Consider the following 25,573-nt stretch of genomic DNA (forward strand, 5'->3'; position numbering starts at 1 on the left):
CTGATATCCTCCAAATGTTTGATAGATCTCTATTTTAGCACGAAAATATCAAGAAACTTTCAGAGAGTAGGAAAATTTATATAAAATGCCGAGCCGGCCCCTAATCCGCTGTCAGCTGCAATACTGCCCCCATGCGCTTCAATAATAGATTTTGCAAGAGGCAGGCCAAGACCAATTCCCTGTGTATCCTTGGAATACCGACTTCTGTAAAACCTCTTAAAAATATAATACAGATCCTCCGGATGGATTCCAGTCCCGTTATCCTTTATGGCAATCTGCAGCGAAGACGCTGACATCTTCCACTCAATCCAGACAAAACCTCCCTTTTCCGTATGGTCCAAAGCATTTTTTACAATATTTATCACTGCCTCCATCAGCCAGTTACGGTCACAGACAAAGTCTGTAGATTCATCTCCAGAAAGAATAATCTCTTTTTCTTCCTGTCCGGCACGAAAACGGAAACTCTTTTTGATACGTTCCATCATCTCAGATATATTTTCCGTTTTCCTCTCCATTACAATTGTACCCGCATCAAATTTTGAAATCTTTAACAGATTCTGTACCAATGTTTCAATCCTTTCCAGTTCCTGCTCGGAAAGATCGGCAAACTCTTTAATCGTAGGCAGATTTTCCGCCTCTCCCTGCAAAATCCCGTTATAAATATTTAAGGCTGCCAGGGGAGTCTTTAACTGATGGGAAATATCCGATATCGTATTTCTCAAGAACTCCTTCTCTTTCCCTTCCTTCTCAATATGTGCGTTCAGGATAGAAACCAAAGAATTCACTTCATGAAACAGCCTGTATAGTTCTCCCTCATCATAACATTCGATACGTGCGTCTTTGCTGCCGGAAATATATTCCCTGATCTGCCACACTGCCTTCTCCATAATCTCATTCTGTTCTTTAAAATATCCATAGCATGCCAATATGATCAGGAATCCCATAACGCAAGCGCCAATTCCAATGTAGAGAGCTGCCAGTGTGATTCCAAGTTGCATGAAAACAATAAAAAACACTGAAAACCCTATTATATATAGAAGAATTTTACAGAACAGCGCTTTTATTTTTTGATTTGCCAGTATCTTCATAATACACCTCTACAAGATGTTTCCTTTACATCTTCCTGGATTCCATGCCTCCCTCCGCCGGATTCCATTTATAACCCATACGGCGGACGGTTACAATTCTTTCCGGCTTTCCGGGATCATCCTCTATCTTTATACGAAGTCTCCGTATATAGGACGTAAGCGTATTATTGTCGATATAGTTTTCATCACAATCCCACAGCCTGTTTAAAATCTGCTCAGGTGAAAGTACAATGCCGGGATTCTCCATAAACAGGCACAGCAGTTTATATTCACTTGCCGTAAGGTCAAGCTGCTCGTCTCTTTTATAAACTTCTCCTTTTATGCGTTCCACCGTGATATCATTGGAGCTAAGCTCCGATTTCTCCTGAGCAAAGTTGCCGCTTCTGCGGAGCAGGGCATTCACCCTTGACAGGAACACAGCCAGCTTAAATGGTTTCGTGATATAATCATCCCCGCCGATATCAAGCCCCATGACAATATCCGTCTCATCATCCGCAGCAGTTAAAAACATAATCGGAACCCTGGAAGTCAGACGCATTTTTTTGCACAAATCAAAACCGGAACCGTCAGGGAGGGAGACATCCAGAATAACCAGGTCGTATTTTCCATCAGTCCAGAGCGTATCAGCTTCCAGGCTTGTGCGGGCAACATCTATCCCATATCCTTCTTTTTTGACTGCAAAAGAAAGTCCGCTAATTAAACTTAAATCATCTTCCACCAGTAAAATCTGTTTCATTATATTATCTTCCTCTGGATTTTTCTTTTATAATTCTACATGTATCGCTACGTCCCCGTTCATTTATTATACCATCTATATACATCCTTTACAATAAACTACCCGTCTTTTGCAAAATGAAAGGCCATCTTTGCATATTGTCCAATGAAATCCACAAATTTCACGAAATAAATTACTTTACACAGCCTCTTTATATTGTGTTATACTTTATTGTACAGTTTTTACGAGAGAATCATACAGTTTTATTACAGTATATTACATAATGGATTTTCGGCTCTATCGCTCATGGAAGACAATCTGCTTGGCGGCGCATATCCATTATGCCGGGGAGCAATCGAAATATACCTTAAACTTCTGATATCAAATTCGCAAAGTGAACTATATAAATGGCATGAAAAATTCACAACATTTGAGATTAAACAATCCTGTTGTACTCAGATATATCCTGAAGAATTTGATATATTATTTGAGAATCGCATCTGTAAAAATGCAAAAAATAAGGTTGATTATCTTCATTTTGGCTGGGTAGATTTTATAAACGGATATCATGACGTGGTAAAAAAGTTTCCGTACTCTGTTTATGGCATTATCACATATCTCAAGAATAAGAAGATATGCAAGATTTCAGAATTGGAGGAACTCGAGCATTTTTATAAATCATGTCATATATACACTCATGGCAATACACAGATAGTAAAATATCCCATACTGCACTATTTTGAAATCTCTATTATGCTTTACTATATTATCCGCAATACATTTCTTCTGCTATGTAAAGAAAATGAGACAAAAATTGCTATTAATGAACTTGATATTATTGCCTTGATAGACAGAGACTTTGAAATATTGTACAAACAATACAGCAAACGCTCCACTAAAAACTTTGAAAATTATTATAATCGCTAATTTAATCTGTAGAAGGGAATATAGAATTTCCCTTCGGTCTCCCTTGCTATAACGTTGTCTATTTCCCATACATTTTTAGTTCTTCGATCAATCTCCATAAATTACACCCTATGCTATCCACCAATTCATATTCATCACCAGGGAACCTTTTTGCTTGAATGACTGCTTTATCAATTTAAGGCAAATATTTTCTGGCAAAATTAATACCACTTTTCCCGTGATGTGCTCTGTCCGATACTTCCTTACTTACAAAAGTATGCTGCTCCGAAACCTTCTTATTTTCTTTAATTTCATCTAACTGATCGCCAAATTCCACTTCTATATCAGCTAAATGCATAAGCAACCAAAACTCAAAACAAGGATTCGCAATATAACATTTATATCCATTATCCCTACAATACTTAATACATTCAAGCATATTAGATTCTGAATGTGTCTGCATATCTCTGTCGATCAATACGGCAAACTCATCTAGCTCATCATTATATTTCTTTAAATATTTCCGATAATTGATATCATAGCCTATTTTCTTCAATTCAGTAGCAAACAAATTCTTTTGTTTCTTTGGTAATTTATCTAAGCCTGATGTATTCTTCTAATAACTCTATTACCTGCTGAGGTGCACTGTTCGTATCTTTCTTTCCCCTACGTAAAACCTCTACGTCAACTTTTGCGTTAATGCCTATTTTCACTCTATTTTTCGATAAGCCGTCGAAGTATTCTTTTTCTGTCAAATTTCCTTCTACGGACAGGAAAACCTTTTTTCCGGGATAATTTTCTGAGTCTCATCTTCCCGGTCATATACCGTTGATGTTAACCTGTAACGATTATGCATTTATATCCTCCAACACCCCTTCATCAAATATCGGTATAGCATCATAACGTCCCAATAAATATTCTTTGTCTATTTTCTTATCGTAACGTTCCTTGTAGCGATTTAACGAATATAAATTTGAGCTATGATCCCTTTTTCTTTTTACAAACCAAATTTCGTCCTGTCTGACCAGATCCAAATCCAGTAAGTTAATATCATGCGTTGTTGCAATTATCTGGCTCGTATCATCTTCTGTCAATTGATAAAACAGCTCAAGAAATTTCCGGGTAAGATTCGTATGAAGGCTTCTGTCAATTTCATCAATAAAAATAACCCTATTTCCATTGTGCTCATAAAATAAGGGGATAAGGTCAAATAACCTTTGTGTTCCATCAGATTCATCTAAATATTCAAAAAGCTCCTGCATGTTACCATGGTTTTGCATCATTTTTGTCGTAATAATATTCCCTTCGTCATCTTTACTTAAAGAGTATACCTGACTACTTACCTTGAACATTACAGGATCATCCCCTATATCATTCGAAATTCTGGCTTTTAATTTTTCAGCGTCTTCCTTCGGGATACCTTCAAAAATTTTATCAAACTCCATTTGTCCTAGCTTTGATTCCACAGATTCAATACCAGTATCAAAATATTTTAGGAGTTTTGAAAAAACATTTCTGAGCTGCTCATCTTCAACCATCTGGTTTAAACCACTATATTGACTGGTCGGAAATATGATTATCATGCTTTGAAACCAAATAAAAACATCTAGAATTTCAGAAAAGACTCCTTGCCTGCCGTTGCTTCTTTCAGCTATATCACTTAAAATGGTTTTTTTCTTCATAGACTCAGATATATTTTCACCAAAATCGCCCAAATAAATTTCCCATCTCATTTTTTCTTCAGCATCTTTAATTTTAATTTCACTTTCAGTAAGATTTATGCCATTATCGTCAATATTCCTATTAAAAATATAAGTCTCTGTGCCACTTTTCTCTATACGAATCAACCATTCTGAAAGAATTTCTTTTTCTGCATAGGATATCGCAATCCCATAAGAATATTCCTTCCCCGTATGTGTTATCAGCCTGTACTCAAAAACCCCTGGTGTCTTATAACACTTACCAGATATTCTAAAATATTTTTTGTTTAAATCAACCGCTCCCAAGCCGTCTAATATAATATCTCTTGAAAAATCAATCGCTTTCACTAAATTACTCTTTCCACTAGCATTAGCGCCATAGATAAGTCCTGTTTTTAATATTTTCTTTCCGTTGCCATTTAAGATGTGTTCCTTATGCCTTGCCACCTTAGATGCTGCCATTGACATTGTTTGCGCAGTTTTGAATGACAAATAATTACTGACTGAAAAGCCTATAAACATCTCTTTCTACTCTCTTTCTACTATATTTATTCTATTTATATTAATATACTATCCATTATATTGTGAATAATTCTCTTGTGTCAATAGATTTATATGCTTTTTTTCTCTATTTCAATTTATATTAGAGTTTTTTTCTCTTAATCTCTCTTGACAAGAAACATTCGATATGTTATCTTTTACTTACAGGAGCATTAGCACTCATTTTATATAAGTGCTAATAAAGGTAAAAAGATGGCCTCTCGACCATCTTTCAAACTGAATCTGCATTGTACAAATTCAACGTAGCACTTGAATCTTATCATATAAATGCAGAGAGTTCAACAGTTTTGTATTGCATTTAAGCAATTTACCTTTCCCAGTTTTATGAGGAAGGAGGAAAAAATATGTCATTTGATGGAGCTCTCATTAAAGAACAAGGGGTTACTTTTGCAATTGTGGTTGTAAAACCACATGTTTTAACCAGTACAGAAAAAGAATCCATTCGCCTAGGTTTTATGCGTTACTTTAGAAATATTCCTATAATTCTGATGGCGCAGAACCAAAAAGGTATTCCAACATACGACGGTCGCAAAGATATTGTACGCTTCCTGGCAAATATTCACCCATCCAGAATACCCTGGAAACACTATACAGCAGCTTAATGTAAAGGAGATGTTTTATATGGCAAATCAACATGTAGTTCCTAATGATGGGAAATGGCAATTAAAACGAGAAAATGCAGTCCGGGCAACAAAAACTTTTGATACACAAAAAGAAGCAATTGCTTACGGCAGAGATATTGCGATACGCCAGCAGTCAGAACTTGTAATTCATGACCGACATGGCCGCATTCGTGATAAGGATAGCTACGGTAATGATCCTTGTCCACCCAAAGATACTAAATTTTAAATCTTAGCTATAATTTTAAATTACTACACCAGTGGTGCTGAACCTCTCAGCACCACTTTTTCAGAAAATAATAATAATTTCTATTTTACTCTACCACAACTCTCACCACACATTCCTACTCTCCTAATCTGATGTACAAGTGAAGCAATCCAGCCTCTCCCCTTTTTCTTCCTGCGAACCCGCAGGTGCAAAAGGAAATCCATACAGACCAGCAGTATCAATACCCCTGCAAGAACCTCCGCCAGAATAACCCTCCGCCAAAGGCCAAACATCTTCTGCCAGACAAAAAACTCCTGATGAACGGCAAGACTTTGTATCTGTTCTGCCTTATCCTTAAAAAGCCTGCTGAAAAATTCAAAATCCGACCAGTAGGTAGGCAGGTAATCGCTTCCCGGATTCGCCGCATTTACTCCCGCTATCATTATCACATGCGCTGCCGCCAGACAGCACGGCAAGATACACCGTCTGCCAATCTCCGACGCTTTAGCACCCATCTGTTCCCCCGCTTTTTCATTCTCCATCTCTTTTGGCTTCTTACGGGTTTTCCTCGAAGCCGCAATTCCAATCACAATCAGGGAAACTGCCAGAATCATAAAATACAGCAGACTATCCAGAACATAATACAGCTGGCCGTCTATCTGCTGGCCGTCAGTGCTTCCAAATAGCGCTTCAATGATACTGACCGCCTGATTTACAGACTGGTCCTCCTCTTTTTTGCGTACCGTAATCCCGTCAAATACTTCTCCTTCCTCTGCCGGAATCACACAGATAGGAGCACTCCCTTTCAGCACTCCGGCAATCTGCCAGTTCTTTTCATCCATTCTGACTTCCAACCCCAGCACATTATCCGAGCCAAACAACTGCCGAACCGTATCCTGGTCAAGCAGACAGACATTCTTTTCTCCTTCCGTAAAATACCTTCCGACAGCCAGCTCCTTTCCAAAGACGGCGGCCGGCTGCCCCTTCATCTGATAGCAGGATACTTTCTGGTCGTGCCCGGTATCCTCGGACAACACTTTGAAATCCCCACATGCTTTCCAGACTGCCCCTTCTGAAAAAATCTCACTGTCTTCACTTTTTTTCCACTGCTCAAAAGCCGTTTCTGTCACTGCCCCTGCCGGATAAGATAAGGACATCATGTCTGCCTGTTCCTTTAACCGCAAAAGCCCGTTTATGATCCAGATATTTACCATGACAAATACCAGCATCAGCACCAGGATTCTGATTTTCTGCCATCTTATTTTCATTCTCTCACCTATGCCTGTTTCCATACAAAATGCATTGATCCCATTCTTATCACTTTCATAGATAATTATCATCCGCATATCCGTTTTTACTCTTTCAGCCTTACCCGGTCTCCTTCTACCACATACTTTTCAGATGATACAATCACCTGATCCGTGTTCGTAAGCGTGGAAGTGATTGCCGCACTTTTCGCATCTTTCTCTAACACAGTAACCGGAACGCGCTTTGCAGTCTGCAGCGTGCCAAGCATACGGTCTTCCTCGGAAAGAACCAGACAGTACGCTTCATTTGCATCTTCCCGCAGTGCGCTAAGCGGTATAATCTGGTCATACTCTTTTTCTGATGAGGTCTCAATACTCCAGGTAAACTGTTCCCCGCCTCCCACATTTGTATTCTCCGGAAGCGGCGCTCGCCAGAATGTCTGCATAGAAGAAGCGCCTTGGCCTGCCGCATCGTCCACGCTGCCTCCCTCTGCTATTTCTCCCGTCTCCATTCCTATGGATTCAATCTTTACGGTTTTTTTCTTCCCTGCTGCAAGCTGGACTCCCACTTCGGCGCCGACCTTTAATTTTTCTTTATCTTCTGCCTTGACCATGCCCTTTAGCTGGAAACCGCCGCTCCCAGTCACAAAGATTTCCGAGCCTGTAGTCACCGCGCCGGCCTGCACACCAACCTGCAATACGGTACAATCTAAAACTGCGCAGATCTTACCGTCTGCCGCCTGATAGGACAAAAGCCGTTCCAGCTCCTTTCTGGCCTGTTCAACCTGCACCTGCGCTGCTTCGGCTCCCAAAAGCGCCGCCTGGGCTGCATTTGCTGCATTCGTATTCTGGGCCGCATCCTCCTGTCTTGCCAGTTCATAAGCATTCTGTGCCTGGTTTACGGCCTGCTGGGCTGTCTGTACTTCTGCATTCGCTTCCTGAAGTGCTGCTTCCAGCTCCTGCTTCTTCGCAGCAACGTCGTCCTCTTCCCCATCCGGTACAGGCGAATTAATAAACTGGTTGTAGGCTGCCTCCGCCTCCGCCGCTTTCTGCTGGGCCGTCTGAAGCCCAAGCTGCGCCTCGGAAAGCGTCTGTCCTGCCCCTGTCGTTGCCGGAACCCTCGCCGGTTCCCTGGCAGACACCTGCTGCTGTGATACCTGCAATTCTAACTGGTTCAGTTCAGCCTGTTTCTTATCAATTGACTGCTGCAGATACTCCTTACGGAATTGAACCAGACGCTCCCCCGCTTTTACCGTGCTTCCCGGATCTGCCACCCATTCCACCTGCTGTTCAGGCCATAAAAATAACTGGTCCTGCTGTACCGTCACCACAGTACCGTTCCCATCGTAAGAATAAGACAGCTTTCCCCGTCCCACCTTCTCTACTCCCACCTGAGCTACCAGCATAGAGGCTGCCGCTCTGGAAATAACCCCGCCGGCCGCCATAATGATCAGAAATCCGGCAATAATCCGAATCATCCATTTTTGATTTATCTTTTTTTTCCTGTCCACTTCGTCAATCCTTCCATAATTAGTGTCTTGTCTCGTTGACAGACAAGCGAACCCATACATATCCCTGTAAAAAGTGGTTAAGCCTTCACCCCGGATGCCACAATCCCCTGTTCCAGGCTGTCCTGGCCATAGAAGAACAAAAGCAGCGCCGGAAGCAGTGTTATGATGGATGCCGCAAAAGCTGCCGCAATCTCCGTATTTACCATCTGCGGCAGATAAAGCGACAGGGGCCACAGCGCCTCTGTCTTAAGGTATGTCATTGGCTGTTCGATTGTATTCCAGTATTCCAGGAATCCCAGTATCAGGATAGAGAAAATACCTGGCATCCCCAGCGGTATGCCCATAGATACAAATATCCTTAAGTCCCCGGCGCCGTCAATCTTTGCCGCCTCCAGCAGTTCCTTCGGAATACCTGCAAAGGTCTTCTGCAGGATAAATACCGGCAGTGTGGAGAAAATACCCGGCAGGATCACCGCCGCACGGGTGTCCATTAAGTCCATCGTATTCAGGACCAGATACCCAGATACCATTGTTACCTGAAACGGCAGGATCATCAGAAGCATATAAAGAAACCACAGCACCTTTTTCCCCGGAAAACGGAACTGGGCAAATGCCCATGCCGCAGGCACCGCTGCAAGGAGCTGCCCTGCCAGCACCAGGATGGTCTGTATCATGGAATTCCAGAAAGCGGTAAAATACTCCGGCGAATCCAGCAAAAGGCGGACATACGCGCGCAATGTCGGGTACATGGGGAAAACACGCAGTTTTGCACTTTCCCCATAATCTGCAAGCACCGCGCCGCATGTTTCCAGAAGTTCCTGTCTTCCCATCAGAGAATTTGCAGTAAGCATAAAGAGCGGAAATACCATAACCGCAAGGACAATCAGAAGGAACACCCTAAGAGCCCACTGCACCAGCACTTTATATCCTCCGCTCTTCGATTTTCTTTGTATGATTTTTCCACCATTCTTCCGCACCCAGTATCCCTCCTGTCAGAATGACTAACATCACAGCCGCCGCCGTCATCTTCTGAATATCCAGATTCACAAACCAGTTGTTGAAAAGATGCTGCAGCATATAAATACTCTCATGGGGATAGTCTCCCGCCAGCAGATACGCCTCCCGGAATACCCGGAATGCGTTTACAAACGAAAGGAGCCCCGTTACAAATGTTGTTTCTTTTAACTGCGGCAGGGTAATATACCAGAAACAGGCCCATTCTCCCGCCCCCTGTACCCTTGCCGCCTCATACTGCTCCTCTGGAATCGCGCCAAGCCCCGCGAGCCAGAGTATCATGTCATAGCCAAGATTCTTCCATATATAACAGGCAACCAGTATCCAGAACGCCGAGTCAGACGCAAGCCAGTCACGTCCAGTAATCCCGAATATTCCTACAAGCTGCCCAAGCCATCCTTTTTCATCAAATACCATCTGAAAGAAAACCACTACAGATGCCGCCGGAATCGCCATCGGAAGAAGGAACCCTGTCTTCATCCATCTCTGGAACTTTGTCACATGGCCTACTAAAACCGCTGTGCCAAGCGACAGGACCAGAAGCAGGGGAAGGCAGACCGCCATGAATCTCGCCGTATTCCCTGCTGCCAAGCGAAACGCCTCATTCTCCACCACCATCCGGTAGTTTTCCATGCCCACAAATCCGCTGCCTACTGCCTGCTGAAAAGACCTTTTGACAACATCCATAAATGGAATGAGCACGAAGCCCCCCGTCCCCAGGAGGCTTGGGAGCAGGAACAGGTATCCGTTCCTGACCTCCCTTCCTTGTCTTTCCGATCTCTTTTTATTCCGCAAGGTACGTATCCACTTTCTGTGCGATGTTTTTTGCTGCCGTTTTTGCATCAACATTTCCTCCCAGACATTCATCTGCCTCTGTCTGATAAATATTCCAGATGACACAGTCCTGTGTAGCCGGCTTCTCTAATGTGCGGCAAATGGCAATCAGGCCATCGACCTCCTCTTCTGTCGGGTAGCTTACATCCAGCACAATCTCTTCCTCGCCTTCAAACTTCCAGCTTGACATGGTCACAAGCCCTGTTGCATATTCACTTGCCAGCTCCTCCTTGAGGATTCCCATTCCGGATTCCAATACCGACAATCCGTCTCCTACTGGCTTGCCCTGTACTTCCGGCGAAAACAGATACTTCACAAATTCCTCTGCGATGTCCTTCTGCTTTGTGTCTTTATTAATTCCTATGATACCTTTCGGTATATAAAGCCCATCCAGTGTATCCGGTGAAAGACTCATCTGACGCATAAGCGTATACGGGGTCATCATATCCGTCACGCTTGCAATCTTACTGGTGGCGACGCTGTCCGGATGGTTGATAATGGCCGCGCTTCCTCCGTTGCTGAACATATCCTGCTGGAAAATCTTTGCCGCCGTTCCCATATCCATCTGGGCCGACCCGTCCTCGTCGAATATCTCCGCCCGCGCATTTGCCGCAATCTTAACTTCTATCTCCAGCAGATCTGCCAGCTTCTCCTGGTCAACCTTGCCGTCCTTATTAATAACCTCATCCTGATACATCTGAAATAAGAAATCACGGATATAATCCCTCTGCGCAATTCCAAATATGCTTGCCTGGGGATGCTCTTCCAAGTAGGATTTCAGGCTGTCAAGGGATGACAGCGCTGCCTTTGTATTTTCATCTCCGTATATAACCGGCATGCTGAATTTCACCGGCATTCCGTATATCTTTCCGTCCTTCTGCGCTGTGCTTTTCAATATGGATTCCAGGTACGTCTCCTGCGCTGTCAGCTCATCTGCCAGGTCTGTCAGGTCAGCCAGGATTCCTTTCTCAATATACGACTCTGCCGAGAGGCCGTCTAACAGAAGTACATCCGCCCCGTTTCCTCCAAGCAGCTCTGTGTTCAGGGTACGGATATCGTCCATGGTAATCCCTTCCTCTTTCCCCGAAGTCAGGAATTCTACTTTAACATCCGGATGTGCCTTCTGGAATCCGAGAAGCGCATCCTCTACCGTCGCATTTTCCGAAAGGCCGAATACCCTCAGCGTATTCTCGGGAACCGCCATTGCCTCGGCGTCATACACATAATGCATAAGGCTCCACGTTGACGCTTTTGGCTGGCTGTAGAGGACATAGAAATCATCCTCCTGCCCTTTTATGAATCCCGCTATACGGTTCAAAGAAGATCCCATTGACGCCATCGTGCCATCCAGGATTACTTCTCCAACCTCATTGCCCAATACCATCCGCATGATACCTTCTCCGGAAATGATGTACCAGTTTTCTTCATTACCGCACATCATGATCCCTTCCTGCTGGTCAATCTTCATCGTGCCCTTCTCTGCTGCCCCGGAATCATAGACCGTAACCACGCCATCCTCCGTATTTGCTGCCATATCCCCGTTTTCCGCCGCAAAAAGCATCCTCTGCTCACTGGAACTGCCTTCTACACTGTTAAGCTCCTGCATGACCTCCATCGAAGATGCGTCGATCACTACCACTTTTGACTGGTACATGTCACTCAGCCAGTAGTTTCCTGCCCCGTCAACCTGAAGATTGGTCACCGCAGGGTATCCGTTATCGCCCTGCTGGCTAAGATAAGGAATGGACTGCTCAGCACCTGTCTGTCCGTCCTCACTTTTTGCAATATGCGTAAGCATCTCTTCGTCCGTACTTCTTGCAATCTGTGCCCCCTCTTTTGTTTCCTGTATCTCCTGCAGGCGGAGGTTCTGCCCTCCGTAAAGCTGGCCAATCCAGTCCAGCGGAGTCTGTTCCCAGTTCCCTTCCTTATATTCATAACGGAATACCTTCGTATCTTCTGCCTCTGAAAATAGAACCGGGTTTCCATCCTTTGACTTTGCCATGTTCAGGATCTTCTCCCCCTCCTGTATCGGCAGTTCCATATCATTCTCCACATAACGGCCCTTCACAGAAGTATTCTCTTTATTCTGTTCTTCCGTTTTTCCCTTGCCGCAGCCGGATAATAAACCTGCTGCCAATACGGCAGATAACAAAAATGCCGCCGTACGCTTTACGTATCTTCCATGCCTTCCCATTTTCATTCACATAATCTCCCTTCATACATACATAATGCGCAGTTTATGAACAGCTGCACGCCAGCTTGCTGAAAGCAGGCAGGTCATAAATGCTATCTACCACTATACACATTTTTCCTCAAAAAGACTTCCAAGAACAAAACTACTTTTCCGCCCTTTGTTAAGGTTTTTTTGAGGTTTCCATCATCTCACAGCATTTTACATTCACCACCGCCCCTGACTCTGGCTCCTCCACATCTGCCTCGATTCCTCCCCTGTAACCAAGAGGATGCTAAAAAGGGCCCTGCCGGAAAATGATTTGTTTCCCGGCGAGCCCTTTTTAGTACCATCTCATATTATGTACATCCACTCCATCCTGCCAATATAAAACAGCTCATCTGCTCAATTACCAAAATCCATAATCATTACGGAAGAAGCATGTATGGTATCGCCATCCCTCGTACCTGATACTTCTGCCGACCTGCCGCTTGCCAAATCACTGCTGCTGCCCGGTGTATCTGTATGCGTTGCCCCCATATCCGTAGATGAGCGCACCGTGAAGGTGGTCTGTTCTGTAAATACAATCTCCAACTGTTTCGCTTCCTCCGGGTCAAGCACCGCAACCTGCCCCGCATCTCCCTGGTCGTCTGTCTGAATCTCCTTTCCCGTAAAAGAGCCTTCTAAAACTTCTCCTATTTCTACTGACAGTCCGTTTATCGGTGTGCCTGTGCTTTCCGTCTCCCCGGCTATCTCTGGATTGTCGCTGTCCGGCGTCTGCCCTGCCTGTGTATCTTCCGTCTTCTTTTCCGGTTTTGAAGCTCCCTGTGTATCTGTATCCTTCGTACTGTCTTCTTTTCCGCTTCCGCATGCTACAAGCAACAACGCCAAAAAGGCTGCAACTGCCATGACGCATAATCTTCGGTTTCTGTTCTTTCCTTCATTTGCCATCTCTAAAATCCTGCCTTTCTAAAATATTTGTCATATATATCCTACCAAGCCATTCTCTAAAAAAACTCTAAAACTGCTAAAATTTTTGTGAAATTATAATCCAAGGAAATTTGACATGATATTGTTGAAGTGGTATTATACTAATAAGCAGTTGAGTATGACCCCTTCTGCTATAGTTTTTATGATTATTTCTGAAATAGGAGTTTGATATAAATCAAGCTCCTATTTTTAATTTCTATATCCACACCAGAAAATAAGATTTATAAAATACAAAAACGGCCCTTCATTTCGCAAAAGAGAACGAGGTTATTGTCCGCAGTCTGCCATAATGATAGAATCGCATTGTGATTTATATGATTCAAAGTAAGGAGTGTGAAAGATGCGTATTTTAATTGTAGAAGACGACAGAGAATTATGCAGCGCCTTAAAATTACAGCTTTCTGCCAAAAAACATACTGTTCACTGCTGCCACGCCGGAAGTGAGGCGATCTATCTTGCCATGTCCGGCGCTTACGACCTAATTCTTTTGGACCGCATGCTGCCGGAGCTCGACGGACTGGCCATCCTGAAAGCCATCCGCCAGAATCACATCAGCATACCCATCATCCTGACAACTGCACTGAGTTCTGTAGACGACCGGATTGCCGGCCTGGACTGCGGGGCAGACGACTATCTGGTAAAACCCTACGCCATAGAGGAGCTCCTTGCGCGTATCCGCGCCCTCTCCAGAAGGCCCCTTGCATTTTCAGACCAGACCTGTCTATCCTTTCTGGATATCCAGTTCGATATGGAGGCCAGGATTCTGACCTGCAACGAAAAAGAGCAACGCCTTTCCAAACAAAAGGCTCTCCTCATGGAATTCTTCTTACGCAATCCGGGAAAGACCCTGACAAGGGAACAGATCTTCCTGCGTGTCTGGGGTTCGGAAAGCGCCGTAGAAGACGGCAATCTTGATACATATATTTATTTCCTCAGAAAACACCTGCGCTCTTTAGGGAGCTGCGCAAATATTGCCACAGTACATGGCATGGGATACCGATTGGAGGACGGCAATGTTTCCTAAACTACAGAGAAAATTAGTTTTTCTTTATACCTTAAGTACCGGGCTGATCATAACTTTTATCCTGTCCATAACATTTCTTTTCTACTTTACCTCACAGGAAAACCGCCAGGAATCACTGTTCCAAAAACATCTTTTTACTCTGATGTTCCAGCTTCAGGGTAATTCCCACTTTACGGATCTGTTTCTGGCACAGATGGAGGAGAAAAACCAGCTCATCATTCATATAGAAGAAAACAACTCGCCCCTTTTCTTTCCTGGTTCATACAGACCGGATACGAGACGGGAGATTCTTCTTTCATATGCAGAAAAAGCTGCGGACAAGGAAGGCATTTTCACAGATTCCTACCCTATCTCCTCAAACATGTTGCAGACCTCCATATTTCAAATCCATGGAGACAGCCGGGATGTCTATCTTGGGAATATCCTTGTCCTCCAGACCCCTGCCGGATATAAAAAGCTCACCCTGCTGCAGGACATCTCTGACAGCAGGAAGAAATCCCTGAAAACCGGATGTTTCTATTTATTTATCGACCTGTTTGGAATCCTGCTCCTCTTTCTGAGCGGCCGCTGGTTCGTCCGCCGTTCCCTGCGCCCTCTGGAAGAAACATACCAAAAGCAGCAGGATTTTGTAGCCGCAGCCTCCCATGAGCTTCGTTCTCCGATTGCAGTCATCCAAATGACCGCAGATGCAGTCTCTTCCCATTCAGCAGAGGATACCCGTCTGCTTTCTGTTATTAAAAACGAATGCCGCAGGGGAAGCGCCCTGATTAAAAATCTTCTGCTCCTTGCTTCTGCCGAACAGAGGGAATGGGCTGTAAGAAAACGGAAATTTGAAATAGACGATCTCCTCCTAAGCCTTTTGGAGCTTTACGAACCGCTCTGCCTGTCCAAAAACGGAACCCTGCAGTTACGCCTGCCGGAGGAGCCGCTTCCGCCAGTATCAGCAGACCCCGAACTATGCCGACAGATTTTGACCATCCTGCTCGATAACGCCATCGCATATTCTCTGACGCGGCCTTCAAGAAAAATCCTTCTTAGGGCTGAACACTGCCATCCCCATACACTGGTTTTCGTCGTGGACCATGGCCCCGGAATCCCTGACGAGGAAAAAGAATTTATCTTCGACCGCTTTTATAAAAGTGATAAATCCCGAAATAAAAAAGACCATTTCGGACTTGGCCTGTCCATTGCCATTACCCTTGCAAAAATCCAGGGATTAAAGCTTGGCGTGCAGGATACAGACGGCGGCGGAAGTACTTTCTATTTGCAGATATAATCAAAAATGACAGGAGGATCAAACACATGCCATACTACAAAAAACCTACATTCTGGATAATAACCGCAGCCGCCATAATATGCCTTACCGTATTTATACTCTTTTCCAGAAACTTAAAGGAAGACAGCAGCAATCCTGCAGCTTCAGCGGATGACAAAAAGCATTCGGCTTCTTTTTCGGCTGCCATTATAGAAGCCGACGAGCATTCCTTACTGGTCGAACCTGTAGAGGGCTCTGCTGAATTATCATCCTCTGACCGCATTTCAATTCCTATAGAATATATGCCAAAATCCCCCACTCCAAAGGTTGGGGATATCATCAGCATCCAGTATAACGGTGAAATTATGGAATCCTATCCCGCACAACTAGGGGAAATATATGACATCCGGTTTATAGAGACAGACAGCGGCAGGCTCCATTATCACAACAATTAGCGCCCTATTTGCTCATGTTCCAGGCCATCTCCCAGAAAGCCAGCTCGTAGCGGGAACAGGCCACAAAAATATCTTCCAGATGCCGCACCTGCTGTTCGGTATAGTGCAGGGTCAGCCGGTCTGTCATTTCCAGCAGCAGGACGTTCGCTTCGCCGTAATGGGGATCAGCGTAGCCTCTGACCCAATCGCCGTAGAATGGATGATCCTGTGCCAACGGATTGTTCTCTACAATCTTTTTGGCAATCACCTCATAGCTGTAGGCACAGGACAGGATAGCGGCCAGAATCTCCGCCTCCCCCTCTTCATAAGCCACCCGGAGCATATAGGACGTATAGGAAAGATTGTCCAGCGACCGGGGCGTTGCCTCCAGTTCCTCCCGTGAAACTGAGAACTTACCCATATAGCCCCGATGGATATCCATCTCTCCCTCGGTCAGCAGGGTCACATACCTGGAGAAAAGCTGAATGGTTTCGGGGCTTTTTGCCTTGGCAATGCCCAGGGCGAACACCTTCGTATACTCCTCCAGATAAAGGTAATCCTGAATGATGTAATACTTAAACTTCGCCTGCTCCAAAGTACCGTCCTGGATACCCTTCACAAAGGGATTCTCATTGTAAGCCGCCCAAATGTCTTTTGTTGCGGATAAAAGCCGTTCTGTTGTCTTTATGGTTGTTTTCATGACTCTGCCTCCTTTGCGTATTCACCGGTCAGATTGAAATTGTGCTGCATGGGTCCTCGGCCCTTCCCCAGGTTCAGCATGGCATTAAGCGCGCCGGAGATGTATTCTTTGGACCGCCGGATGGATGTGGGCAGGTCAAATCCCTTGGCCAGATTTGCCGCTATGGCGCTGGACAACGTACAGCCGGTTCCATGGGTATTGGAATTATCAATGTGAGTTCCGTAGAACCATGTCCCCGCGCCATCCGCATAGAGGTAGTCATTGGCGTCGTTGATGTTGTGCCCGCCCTTGAGCAGGACCGCGCATCCATAGGCGCCGCTGATCTGTCTGGCCGCGGCTTCAATATCCTCCTGGCTTTGAATGGCCATGCCGGACAGGATCTCTGCCTCCGGGATATTGGGCGTAGCCACAGCCGCCAGGGGGAGCAGGCAGGTTTTCAGTGTATCCACCGCCACTTCGGAAATCAGCCGGTCGCCGCTGGTAGCCACCATTACCGGGTCCACCACAACGTTCCCCGCCTGATAGAAGCGCAGCCGCTTGGCAATCTTCTCAATCAGTCCGCAGGAGGCCACCATACCGATCTTCACCGCATCGGGCGGGATGTCCTCAAATACCGCGTCAATCTGCTGTCCGAGAAAATCGGGCGTCATCTCTACAATTTCTCTTACACCGGTGGTATTCTGCGCTACCAGCGCCGTAATGGCGCTCATGGCGAAAACACCGTTCATGGTCATCGTTTTCAGATCGGCCTGAATCCCGGCGCCTCCGCTAGGGTCTGTCCCAGCGATTGATAATACTGTTCTCATTGCTATCTCTCCTTTGCATTATTTTTATTAAGCGACGGAAAGTGGTGCCCCCGATCCGCCGCTTGAAGCTTTCGGATGTCAGGAAGTAAATTCCTTAAACCGGAAGGAGCTTCTGAAGTTTATCCAGCTGCGCCAAGTCTTTCAGGTATACATCGGACAGAACGCGGATTTCTTCCTGATTCTTTTCATGGCTGTCACAGACCGCCGCCACAGGGAACCCGGCTTCTTTCGCCGCTTTGATGGCATAGAGCGCGTCATCAAACACAACCGTCTCTGACTTTTCTGTTCCCAGGAAGCGAAGCGCCGCCTCAAAGATATCCGGCTCATCCTTGCCGTGTCCCACTTCATTGCAGGTGAAAATCTCGCCAAAATAAGACAGCGCTTTGCACCGCTTCAGAGCGGCCTCCACCAGATACCGGTCAGTGGCAGTGGCGATACACAGCTTGACGCCGCTTGCCCTAAACCGCTTAAGCAGCTCCTCCACCCCCGGTTTCAGCGGAACCTCAAAACAGTAATACCGCTCCAACATGGCGTTGACCCCATCCATGATCTCATCAATACCAAGCTTCACGCCATACTCGGTCTGATAGTAGCGGGCCGCCTGGCGCAGGCTCATATTCTTAAACACCTCGTTCAGATTCTCTTTCGGCTCATATCCGATAGAGCGCAGATAAGTCTCTCCGATGGTGTCCCAGATAAACATGGAGTCCAACAGCGTGCCGTCCACATCAAAAATCGCGCCGCGAATCCTCATGCCCTCACCATCCCCTCTGCCAACAGGCGAAGCTTTCGGCAGGTATCCTCAATATCCTCCGCCGAAAAAATGGCTGATACCAGGGCCACACCGTCCACACCGCTGCCGGACAGCTTAAGAAGGTTGCCCCGGTTAATGCCTCCGATGGCCACAACGGGCACGTCAACCGCATCGCAGATGGCGCGTAAGGTCTCATTCGTCATCTGATCCACATCTGTCTTCGTGCTTGTGGGGAACACCGCCCCCAGACCCAGATAGTCCGCACCGTTCCGAACAGCCCGTCGTGCTTCTTCCACCGTATGGACAGAGACACCCAGGAGCATAGCGTCCCCCACCCGGCGGCGAACCTCGCCCGCCGCCATGTCCTCCTGGCCCACATGGATACCGTCCGCCTGGCAGGCGATGGCGACGTCCACATTGTCATTCACAATGAACGGCACGCCATACCGGTGGCACAGGGCACAGATATCTTTGGCCTCCTGAAGAAACGCCGTCTCATCCATCTCTTTCTCCCGCAGCTGCACACAAGTCACACCGCCCTTCAATGCCGCCTCCACCTGCTCATAGAGCGTCTGTTCCCCTGTCCAGGCCCGGTCAGTAACGGCATAGAGCAGCATATAGCGTTTATCGCACTTCATAATTTGCTCCTTTCTCCAACCTTGCAGGAGTCAGGCGGTACATGGCGTCGATGATATAGTTCCGATAGGAAGCGTTGCCGTCCAGTTCGGTCATACGCCTGTGGGCAATCTCCCCGCACAGACCCATGGCGCACACGGCTGCGGCTGCCGCCTCAAGGGGATGCTCCGGGTTGGCGGTGACAAAGGCCGCCGTCAGGATGGAAAGCTGGCAGCCGGTCCCGGTAATAGAAGACATCTCCGGATGGCCGTTGCGGATACAGAATGCCCGCTCTTTGTCCGCCACGATATCAATGGCTCCGGTGACAGCAATAACCGCCCCGGTGCGCCGGGCCAGTTCCCTGGCAAAGGATACCGCCCCGTCCAGATTGTCTTCTGTCACCCTGTCCGCCACGTCGGCATCCACCCCTTTGGTGGTGCCGCTGCCGTAAGCCAGCGTCTTCATCTCCGAGATGTTGCCCCGGATTACCGTAAGCTTTAGCTCCTCAAGCAGCCGAAGTGCCGTATCCGTCCGCAGCGCGGAGGCCCCAGCTCCCACCGGATCCAGCACCACAGGATGCCTCAGCTCGTTGGCACGCTTCCCGGCAGCAAGCATAACCGGGATGGTGCGCTGATTCAGTGTGCCGATGTTGATAGCCAGCCCTTTGCAGATGCCGGTGATTTCCACGGCATCCTCCGGGTCATCTGCCATAATGGGTGAGCCGCCGCAGGCCAGCAGCATATTGGCACAGTCGTTGACAGTGACATAGTTGGTGATACAATGAACCAGGGGTGACTTCCCCCGTACATTTTGAAAAATCTGTTCAAACATAGTATGATACTCCTTTGTAAAATAAGAGAAAACATCCCTGCATGGCGGCGCTTTCCCGGTTGATGGCAGGCCGATATCGTCTGCCAAGTACAACTTTGCATTAATCTTGAAGTAATAGTGCTCGATATTCGTGTCATCTGTGCGTCTCTTAACCGACGGCGTAGCGGGCTACGTCTAGGTTAAGAGACGTGCAGATGGCGCGGATAGCGAGTGCTTATTACTCAAGAATTAATGCAAAGCTGTACTAGCTGCAAAAACTCAACAAAAAACAGGAGACATCTGCATAGCATGCCCCCTGAAAAAGTACCGATCTCCACGACTTCCTCCGGCGGCATTATCCGCATCAGGTTCAAGGGTCGAAGGTCTACCTTCCTCTCAGCCTGTCACACAAGCTCCCCTGTTTATTTTGTTATAGGAATTATATCATTCCATTTATTGCTTTGCAAGTGACTGTCTTAAGAAAAATGAATTTTATGTGAAGCCTATCTGCCTATCTTAAGCGACAGCTTCATGAAATAGACAAGCCCTCCTTTTCTCTATAATCTCACAATGCAATATAAAACTTTCCTGTCTCCTAAAAACAAAAAAACTTCACCAAAAAGCAAAGTTATTTCTGTTCCAAACTACATCCAGCATAAGCTGTCTGCCAAAATTAAAATATTGCATCTATCTAAAGTATAACATGCAAAGCCTCTGATCCGTATGGATTCCTCATACCATACCGGACTATTCTGTACCACTTTGACTCCATAAAGAAAAGGCTGGATACATTTTGCATAAATATATACTTTCTTCTCTTAAATTCTCTTTTCATCACCCGTTTATTTCCTGCTTATAAAATATTCTGCAGCTTATTCTATACATTGTGTAAATCCAGATCGCCGCAATCAAGGGAGACGCACATAAAATTGTAAAAATAAGCTGATCCGTGATTTTCACACCGAGCATCATTAATATTTCATACACCATAAAACATATTCCCAAAGGAACAGCAAATGAAATCAGTAAAAGCATACGCCCCTTTTCCGCACCATACTTAAAGACCAATGGAATAGACATACTTCCGAAAATAACCGAGACGATGAGTCCGACAAATCCCATAAAAAGCATTGTTACTATCCCTTCCATACTTAACGCCATCTTATGCATAGCCACTCCCCCTGCCACACCAAAAATGGTTCCTACGCAAATACCAGCAATACAGAAAATAATAAGAACAATAAATTTGGCCTTAACTATATCTTTTTTACATATCGGCATAACCAAAGCATATTTAGACTATTTACAATGATCATCAAACGTAAACGTTGTTACAATCATCATGCTGCATAACACTCCTGATGAAATAATATAGCTTTCCACCCCCGAAACCATAATCAAACCAATAGCAAACACCAGTAAGATTAACAGCATCGACTTTGCATTATGACCAATATTATATAAATCTTTTAAAATGAGACTCTTCATTTGACTGCTCCCCCTTTACATACATCAAAAGCATATCTTCTATCGATATTGTATCTACCATAGCATTTTTATATTTTCTTTTTGCCTTTTCCTTATCCCCAACAAGTATGTTCCATCTGGTCCCATCCTTCCGGCACGCTAAGATATCTGCTTTATCAACTTTCTCAAACAAGCCTGACTCACATCGAATTACCCCGTAACCATTGTACAGGTCACTTTTCCTCTTAGAGAAGATAACCCTCCCACGATGAATGAATGTAATATAATCTGCCACTTTTTCCAGATCTGTAGTAATATGCGACGACATCAAGATGGAACGCCCCTCTTCTTTGACAAATCCTGCAAATATCTCAAGAATATCATCCCGCATAACCGGGTCAAGTCCGCTCGTTGCCTCATCCAGAATTAACAACTTCGGCCGATGCGACAATGCAGCAGCAATACTCAATTTCATTTTCATCCCTTTGGACAAGGTTTTAATTTCTTTTATCTGTGGAATACTGAAACGCTCCAGGAGATTCTGATATGTAGGGTTATCCCATTGCTTATATGCTGCAGCACAAATTTTTCCAACTTTTTCTGGTGTCAGTGTCTCGTAAAAATTAATCCCATCAAATACAACGCCTATATTTTCTTTGATCTGTATTGTCGAATCAAGTTCCTTCCCCCAGAATCTTACTGTTCCCTTATCTTTTTTTATAAGACCCAGAATGGCGTTGATTGTTGTGCTTTTTCCGGCCCCGTTTTCTCCTATTAATCCCATAATGGAACCTTTAGGAATTGAAAAGGAAACCTGATCCAGTTTAAAATCCCCATACTTCTTTGTCAAATCCTTAATCTGCAATATTTCATCCATGATCTGTCCTCCGTATCCAGAAACGCAATATAAGTTTATCAACCCTACCTTTCTCCTGCAACAAGGTTGTCCATTTTTGCAGAATGAGGTGCCATATTTGCAGTTAAAGGATCTCCTGCTATCAGGCATTCTATTTTTCAACTTCTAATCCTGTGTTGACAATAACAGTACTGCTGTGAATACATCTTTTTCTACTTTACAAGAGAGATAACCCCCATACTTTTCCGCCATCTTATTTACGCTGCCAATCCCCAGGCCATGCAGACCTTTTTCTTTTTTGGTTGACAGGAGCGTATCCCCCTGCACGGCAATCTCCCCTGAATATCCATTTATAATCCTGAAGACACAAAACCCTCCGACATCCTGCATAAAAATACGTACCTTCACATATTTCTGCCCCCGGCATTCTCCGGCGGCACGCAGCGCATTGTCCAGCAGATTTCCCAGTAATGCGACCAGATCAATATCGGAAATCATCTCTAATCTTACTCCCGGCTCCACATAAGCATCAAATTCAACCTGGTTCTTTTCCGCCCGTCCTTTTTTCTCGGATAATATCATGTTCAGTACATGATGGCTGCAGAATATTTCCGTCCCACTGTCCTCTATATGCCCGTTCATCTCCTCCACTGCCTTCATAATACTTTTACAGTCGCCCTGCCTTGCAAAATTATGAATCATAGACAGGTAATGGTTCATATTATGAACGAACTCATTATGGCTTCCCTGCACTTCGTCCATCTGCGTATAATATTTTAAATCTGCCTGCTGTTTTGTAATGAGAATCTGATTTTCCGCATTTTGGTACATTTCTTCCGAATATCTGTTAAATGCATAGAACACAAGGATATTCCCGGTCAGCAGAAGGCTGAAGCAAACGGTGATCAGTACCTTTACATAGACATTCGTACCAAAATCAAAACCCGAATAGAAAATTCCTGCCATGATACCAAAACCGGCCACCGGCAGGCACAGATATTCCAAAAAGATATGATTATCCATCTTCCTCTTTGATGTCCCGATAAACTGTTCTACCAGTACAAACATAATATAGGTTAAAAGTTTCAGGGACAGGATCTCCAGATGAACCCTTGACATCAGCATATTCTTCTCATTCGTCTGGTTGAAGATAATTGCAAACAGACACTCACTCGCGAATATAATGGAATATGCGACTACGTAGCACAAAACCCTGCTCCCCGTCTTTCCTTCAAATAAAACCATCACAAAGACAAAGCTTATGACTATGAACATGACAAGGTTCAGCTCCCGTTTCCCCACCAGATTCACCGCATACAGGCTGAACACCGCCCCTGCATTCGTAAGACAAAGCTTCTTAGGTTCCAGCGCCCAGGACTTCTTTTCAAAAAAACATTCAAAAAAGGTATAGACAAGATATATCTCCACGATACAGTACACCAGTAATATATATTTATCAATAAAGTTCATACTATTCATAGCATCACTCCATATATTTGCGGCTGACCCATTCTGCAAAATAACTCCGGAATTCCTTTAGTCTGGAGCGGGAAATCGTCAGAATCGTGCCATCCTTTAATTTCGTCTCCCCGTCCGAGCACATCTTGACCACATACCTCAGATTGACAATATAACTGTTATGTGCGTATGCAAACCCAAAGGGGTGCAGAATCTCATACAGTTCCCCAAGCTTCTGCCTTGTGGTCAGCTTATGTTCAAAAGAATACTCTATCTGTTCCCTGCCCACATGAATCCTACTCCCATGTTTTGTATTCTCAATATATAATATATCATCCGGAACGAGGGCTACGCTGTTATGGTAATAATTCCCAACAATACAGGGAACATTCTGATTCTCCTTAATCTGCCTGACCACTGCACACATCTCTGAAATCATCCGTTCCTCAGAATAACTTTTAAGCAGATAACGAAACGGTGTCGCTTTAAACGACTCATCCGTGGGCATGTGTACACCTGAGCAGAATACAAGGATACTCCTGGGAAAGACCTCCCGAAACCTTGCCGCCGTTTCATGTCCGTCAAGCCCCTCCATCTGCATGTCCAGAATCAGCAGATCGCACCTCTTTCTGTTCCGGATTCCCTGCACAAGCTCTTCACCTGAATAATACTCGCTAAACAGAATCTCTCCCTTATCCATTCCGCTTTTTGCCATAACTCCTTTTATATAATCAACAAACGCTCGATCATCATCACAAATTATAATATTATACATAATTCCCCTATAATTCCTTACTGAACATCAGAGGGCTGTTCCCTTATCTATATACTTTCACTTCCAAGCTTCTCCAATAATTCCATATATTTATTCTGGTAGGAATCTACCTTCTCCTGCATTTTTTCTTTTAATTTTTCGATTTCCTGCGAATGCTGCTGTTTTAACTTAAGCTGTTCCCTTTCACCCGACAGGGCTGACTCTGCCAGTCTGCTTTCCATCTCGGCGACTGCCTTTTTGTGCGCTTCTTCCTGCTCCATGAGCGCACGCTTCTTCTCCAACTCTGCTTCCTTCTGCAGCCGTTCCAGATTTTCAATGCGTTTCTGAAGCTCTGTATTGGAGTCTGCAAGCTCCTCTTTCTCTGCCAGAATACTTTCTGTCTTCTGAACGGCCGATTCCATACTGGCAATTTTATTGCGCAAATCACTGCATGACTCGCTCAAATTCCGGTTTAAGGCATCTTTATCAGCCAGTTTGCTACGAAAATCTTCCTGCTGTTCCATAATCTTTGCATCCTGTGCATGGATTTTTTCAACGAGCTCCTCATTTTCTTTTTGCAGCGCAGAGATCCTCTTATAATTTTCATCCTTTAATTCTGCCATCGTCCGGTTCTTTATCTGCAGGTCTGAAATCGTCTCGTCTTTTGACCGGAGCAAAAGCTCATACTCCGCCCGGACAGTTTCTTTCATATTATGCTTTCCTTCCACCGCATCCATATACATCCGGTTTAAGATACTGCCATAATTCTCAAATTGCTCCAGATTCTCCCTGTCATCTACCAGTACCACCTTTGCCTTCTGGAGTGAATATGCCTCTATCATCCGGGCAAACGCCGCCTGCTGCCCTTCCCCGATCTCCTCTGTAATCTGCCGTATCCGCTCGGCGGTCTCTTCATCGATCCGATACGATTTGGGTTTTGTCTCAGCCATGTTACTTTCCTCCGTTATTTTCTCTTTCATCTGATTGTAACACGTGAATTCTATTAATACAACCTTGATAATAAGCTATTATAAATAAATGTAATACACTACATTGTAATACAATGTATTACAAAT

General features: G+C 45.0%; 26 protein-coding genes, 1 pseudogene and 1 riboswitch. Of the genes and pseudogenes, 6 read left to right on the top strand and 21 right to left on the bottom strand.

The genetic code is table 11. The features are described from left to right. Positions 1 to 59: 59 nt before the first annotated feature. Both AC6I3O_RS26685 and AC6I3O_RS26690 read right to left on the bottom strand, forming a co-directional pair. Positions 60 to 1,088, bottom strand: a complete 1,029-nt coding sequence (locus tag AC6I3O_RS26685) for a sensor histidine kinase (RefSeq protein WP_160283562.1) — start codon at positions 1,086 to 1,088, stop codon at positions 60 to 62. A gap of 25 nt (positions 1,089 to 1,113) precedes the next feature. Beyond that, entirely contained in the window at positions 1,114 to 1,824 is a 711-nt protein-coding gene (locus AC6I3O_RS26690) for a response regulator transcription factor (protein ID WP_497853753.1), read from the bottom strand. Between the two features lie 285 nt (positions 1,825 to 2,109). Here AC6I3O_RS26690 and AC6I3O_RS26695 point away from each other — a divergent pair, with 285 nt between their 5' ends. Further along, entirely contained in the window at positions 2,110 to 2,730 is a 621-nt protein-coding gene (locus AC6I3O_RS26695) for a hypothetical protein (protein WP_016220684.1), read from the top strand. Between the two features lie 175 nt (positions 2,731 to 2,905). On the opposite strand, the gene AC6I3O_RS26700 is transcribed toward AC6I3O_RS26695, so the two are convergent. From AC6I3O_RS26700 to AC6I3O_RS26710, 3 genes are all read right to left on the bottom strand, one after another. After that, positions 2,906 to 3,280: an RloB domain-containing protein gene (locus tag AC6I3O_RS26700; RefSeq protein ID WP_497853755.1), complete on the bottom strand. Its 375-nt coding sequence runs from the start codon at positions 3,278 to 3,280 to the stop codon at positions 2,906 to 2,908. 22 nt (positions 3,281 to 3,302) lie between these two features. Next, entirely contained in the window at positions 3,303 to 3,464 is a 162-nt protein-coding gene (locus AC6I3O_RS26705; protein WP_497853757.1) for a hypothetical protein, read from the bottom strand. Between the two features lie 93 nt (positions 3,465 to 3,557). Beyond that, positions 3,558 to 4,871, bottom strand: a complete 1,314-nt coding sequence (locus AC6I3O_RS26710; RefSeq protein ID WP_497853759.1) for an AAA family ATPase — start codon at positions 4,869 to 4,871, stop codon at positions 3,558 to 3,560. Positions 4,872 to 5,314: 443 nt separating this feature from the next. Here AC6I3O_RS26710 and AC6I3O_RS26715 point away from each other — a divergent pair, with 443 nt between their 5' ends. Both AC6I3O_RS26715 and AC6I3O_RS26720 read left to right on the top strand, forming a co-directional pair. Further along, a complete protein-coding gene (locus AC6I3O_RS26715) occupies positions 5,315 to 5,572 on the top strand; it encodes a hypothetical protein (RefSeq protein ID WP_497853762.1) in 258 nt (85 codons plus the stop codon). A 19-nt stretch (positions 5,573 to 5,591) separates the two neighbouring features. Beyond that, complete coding sequence (locus AC6I3O_RS26720; protein ID WP_300825755.1) at positions 5,592 to 5,819, top strand: DUF2188 domain-containing protein; 228 nt, start codon at positions 5,592 to 5,594, stop codon at positions 5,817 to 5,819. A gap of 80 nt (positions 5,820 to 5,899) precedes the next feature. On the opposite strand, the gene AC6I3O_RS26725 is transcribed toward AC6I3O_RS26720, so the two are convergent. The 6 genes from AC6I3O_RS26725 to AC6I3O_RS26750 form a co-directional block, all read right to left on the bottom strand. Next, positions 5,900 to 7,144 (bottom strand): ABC transporter permease, encoded by a 1,245-nt coding sequence (locus AC6I3O_RS26725; protein WP_497853764.1) that lies wholly within the window; start codon positions 7,142 to 7,144, stop codon positions 5,900 to 5,902. Between the two features lie 8 nt (positions 7,145 to 7,152). Beyond that, on the bottom strand, positions 7,153 to 8,556 hold the full coding sequence (locus AC6I3O_RS26730; RefSeq protein WP_497853766.1) for an efflux RND transporter periplasmic adaptor subunit: 1,404 nt from the start codon (positions 8,554 to 8,556) through the stop codon (positions 7,153 to 7,155). A gap of 77 nt (positions 8,557 to 8,633) precedes the next feature. Further along, positions 8,634 to 9,425 carry a carbohydrate ABC transporter permease gene (locus AC6I3O_RS26735; protein WP_081643959.1) on the bottom strand — a complete coding sequence of 264 codons (792 nt, stop codon included), beginning with the start codon at positions 9,423 to 9,425 and terminating at the stop codon, positions 8,634 to 8,636. Between the two features lie 52 nt (positions 9,426 to 9,477). Further along, the gene (locus AC6I3O_RS26740) at positions 9,478 to 10,413 is read right to left on the bottom strand and encodes a carbohydrate ABC transporter permease (RefSeq protein ID WP_016220689.1); all 936 of its coding nucleotides are present in this window, start codon (positions 10,411 to 10,413) and stop codon (positions 9,478 to 9,480) included. Next, a complete protein-coding gene (locus AC6I3O_RS26745) occupies positions 10,355 to 12,604 on the bottom strand; it encodes an ABC transporter substrate-binding protein (RefSeq protein WP_286082699.1) in 2,250 nt (749 codons plus the stop codon). The genes AC6I3O_RS26740 and AC6I3O_RS26745 overlap by 59 nt, the downstream gene beginning before the upstream one ends. A 375-nt stretch (positions 12,605 to 12,979) precedes the next feature. Continuing rightward, positions 12,980 to 13,525: a hypothetical protein gene (locus AC6I3O_RS26750; RefSeq protein WP_497853770.1), complete on the bottom strand. Its 546-nt coding sequence runs from the start codon at positions 13,523 to 13,525 to the stop codon at positions 12,980 to 12,982. Between the two features lie 379 nt (positions 13,526 to 13,904). On the opposite strand from AC6I3O_RS26750, the gene AC6I3O_RS26755 reads away from it, so the two are divergent. The 3 genes from AC6I3O_RS26755 to AC6I3O_RS26765 are packed head-to-tail and all read left to right on the top strand — an operon-like array spanning position 13,905 to position 16,298. Then, positions 13,905 to 14,588 (top strand): response regulator transcription factor, encoded by a 684-nt coding sequence (locus AC6I3O_RS26755; RefSeq protein WP_497853772.1) that lies wholly within the window; start codon positions 13,905 to 13,907, stop codon positions 14,586 to 14,588. Then, the gene (locus AC6I3O_RS26760; RefSeq protein ID WP_159757860.1) at positions 14,578 to 15,864 is read left to right on the top strand and encodes a sensor histidine kinase; all 1,287 of its coding nucleotides are present in this window, start codon (positions 14,578 to 14,580) and stop codon (positions 15,862 to 15,864) included. Before AC6I3O_RS26755 ends, AC6I3O_RS26760 begins: the two co-directional genes overlap by 11 nt. Positions 15,865 to 15,890: 26 nt before the next feature. Then, positions 15,891 to 16,298, top strand: coding sequence for a hypothetical protein (locus AC6I3O_RS26765; RefSeq protein ID WP_016220694.1), 408 nt, complete (start codon positions 15,891 to 15,893; stop codon positions 16,296 to 16,298). 4 nt (positions 16,299 to 16,302) lie between these two features. Here the strand turns inward: AC6I3O_RS26765 and tenA are convergent, their stop codons facing one another. From tenA to AC6I3O_RS26815, 10 genes and pseudogenes are all read right to left on the bottom strand, one after another. Next, the gene (gene tenA, locus AC6I3O_RS26770; RefSeq protein ID WP_497853775.1) at positions 16,303 to 16,977 is read right to left on the bottom strand and encodes a thiaminase II; all 675 of its coding nucleotides are present in this window, start codon (positions 16,975 to 16,977) and stop codon (positions 16,303 to 16,305) included. Continuing rightward, on the bottom strand, positions 16,974 to 17,783 hold the full coding sequence (thiD, locus tag AC6I3O_RS26775; protein WP_300915554.1) for a bifunctional hydroxymethylpyrimidine kinase/phosphomethylpyrimidine kinase: 810 nt from the start codon (positions 17,781 to 17,783) through the stop codon (positions 16,974 to 16,976). The genes tenA and thiD overlap by 4 nt, the downstream gene beginning before the upstream one ends. Before the next feature lie 94 nt (positions 17,784 to 17,877). After that, positions 17,878 to 18,537: an HAD family hydrolase gene (locus tag AC6I3O_RS26780; protein WP_016220697.1), complete on the bottom strand. Its 660-nt coding sequence runs from the start codon at positions 18,535 to 18,537 to the stop codon at positions 17,878 to 17,880. After that, entirely contained in the window at positions 18,534 to 19,175 is a 642-nt protein-coding gene (gene thiE, locus AC6I3O_RS26785; RefSeq protein ID WP_016220698.1) for a thiamine phosphate synthase, read from the bottom strand. Before thiE ends, AC6I3O_RS26780 begins: the two co-directional genes overlap by 4 nt. Next, positions 19,162 to 19,983, bottom strand: a complete 822-nt coding sequence (gene thiM, locus AC6I3O_RS26790; protein ID WP_497853779.1) for a hydroxyethylthiazole kinase — start codon at positions 19,981 to 19,983, stop codon at positions 19,162 to 19,164. Before thiM ends, thiE begins: the two co-directional genes overlap by 14 nt. A 303-nt stretch (positions 19,984 to 20,286) precedes the next feature. Then, a riboswitch (TPP riboswitch) is annotated at positions 20,287 to 20,392 on the bottom strand. A 404-nt stretch (positions 20,393 to 20,796) separates the two neighbouring features. Continuing rightward, positions 20,797 to 21,450 (bottom strand): annotated as a pseudogene (locus AC6I3O_RS26795) (ABC-2 transporter permease). Next, positions 21,419 to 22,306: an ABC transporter ATP-binding protein gene (locus AC6I3O_RS26800; protein ID WP_159757878.1), complete on the bottom strand. Its 888-nt coding sequence runs from the start codon at positions 22,304 to 22,306 to the stop codon at positions 21,419 to 21,421. The pseudogene AC6I3O_RS26795 and the gene AC6I3O_RS26800 overlap by 32 nt, the downstream one beginning before the upstream one ends. 144 nt (positions 22,307 to 22,450) lie before the next feature. After that, complete coding sequence (locus AC6I3O_RS26805) at positions 22,451 to 23,764, bottom strand: sensor histidine kinase (RefSeq protein WP_497853781.1); 1,314 nt, start codon at positions 23,762 to 23,764, stop codon at positions 22,451 to 22,453. Between the two features lie 4 nt (positions 23,765 to 23,768). Further along, positions 23,769 to 24,518: a LytR/AlgR family response regulator transcription factor gene (locus AC6I3O_RS26810; protein WP_497853783.1), complete on the bottom strand. Its 750-nt coding sequence runs from the start codon at positions 24,516 to 24,518 to the stop codon at positions 23,769 to 23,771. A 47-nt stretch (positions 24,519 to 24,565) separates the two neighbouring features. Then, positions 24,566 to 25,447, bottom strand: coding sequence for a coiled-coil domain-containing protein (locus AC6I3O_RS26815; RefSeq protein ID WP_334638698.1), 882 nt, complete (start codon positions 25,445 to 25,447; stop codon positions 24,566 to 24,568). Positions 25,448 to 25,573: the final 126 nt, after the last annotated feature.

This window comes from Sporofaciens sp. St.21A7 (assembly GCF_059728535.1).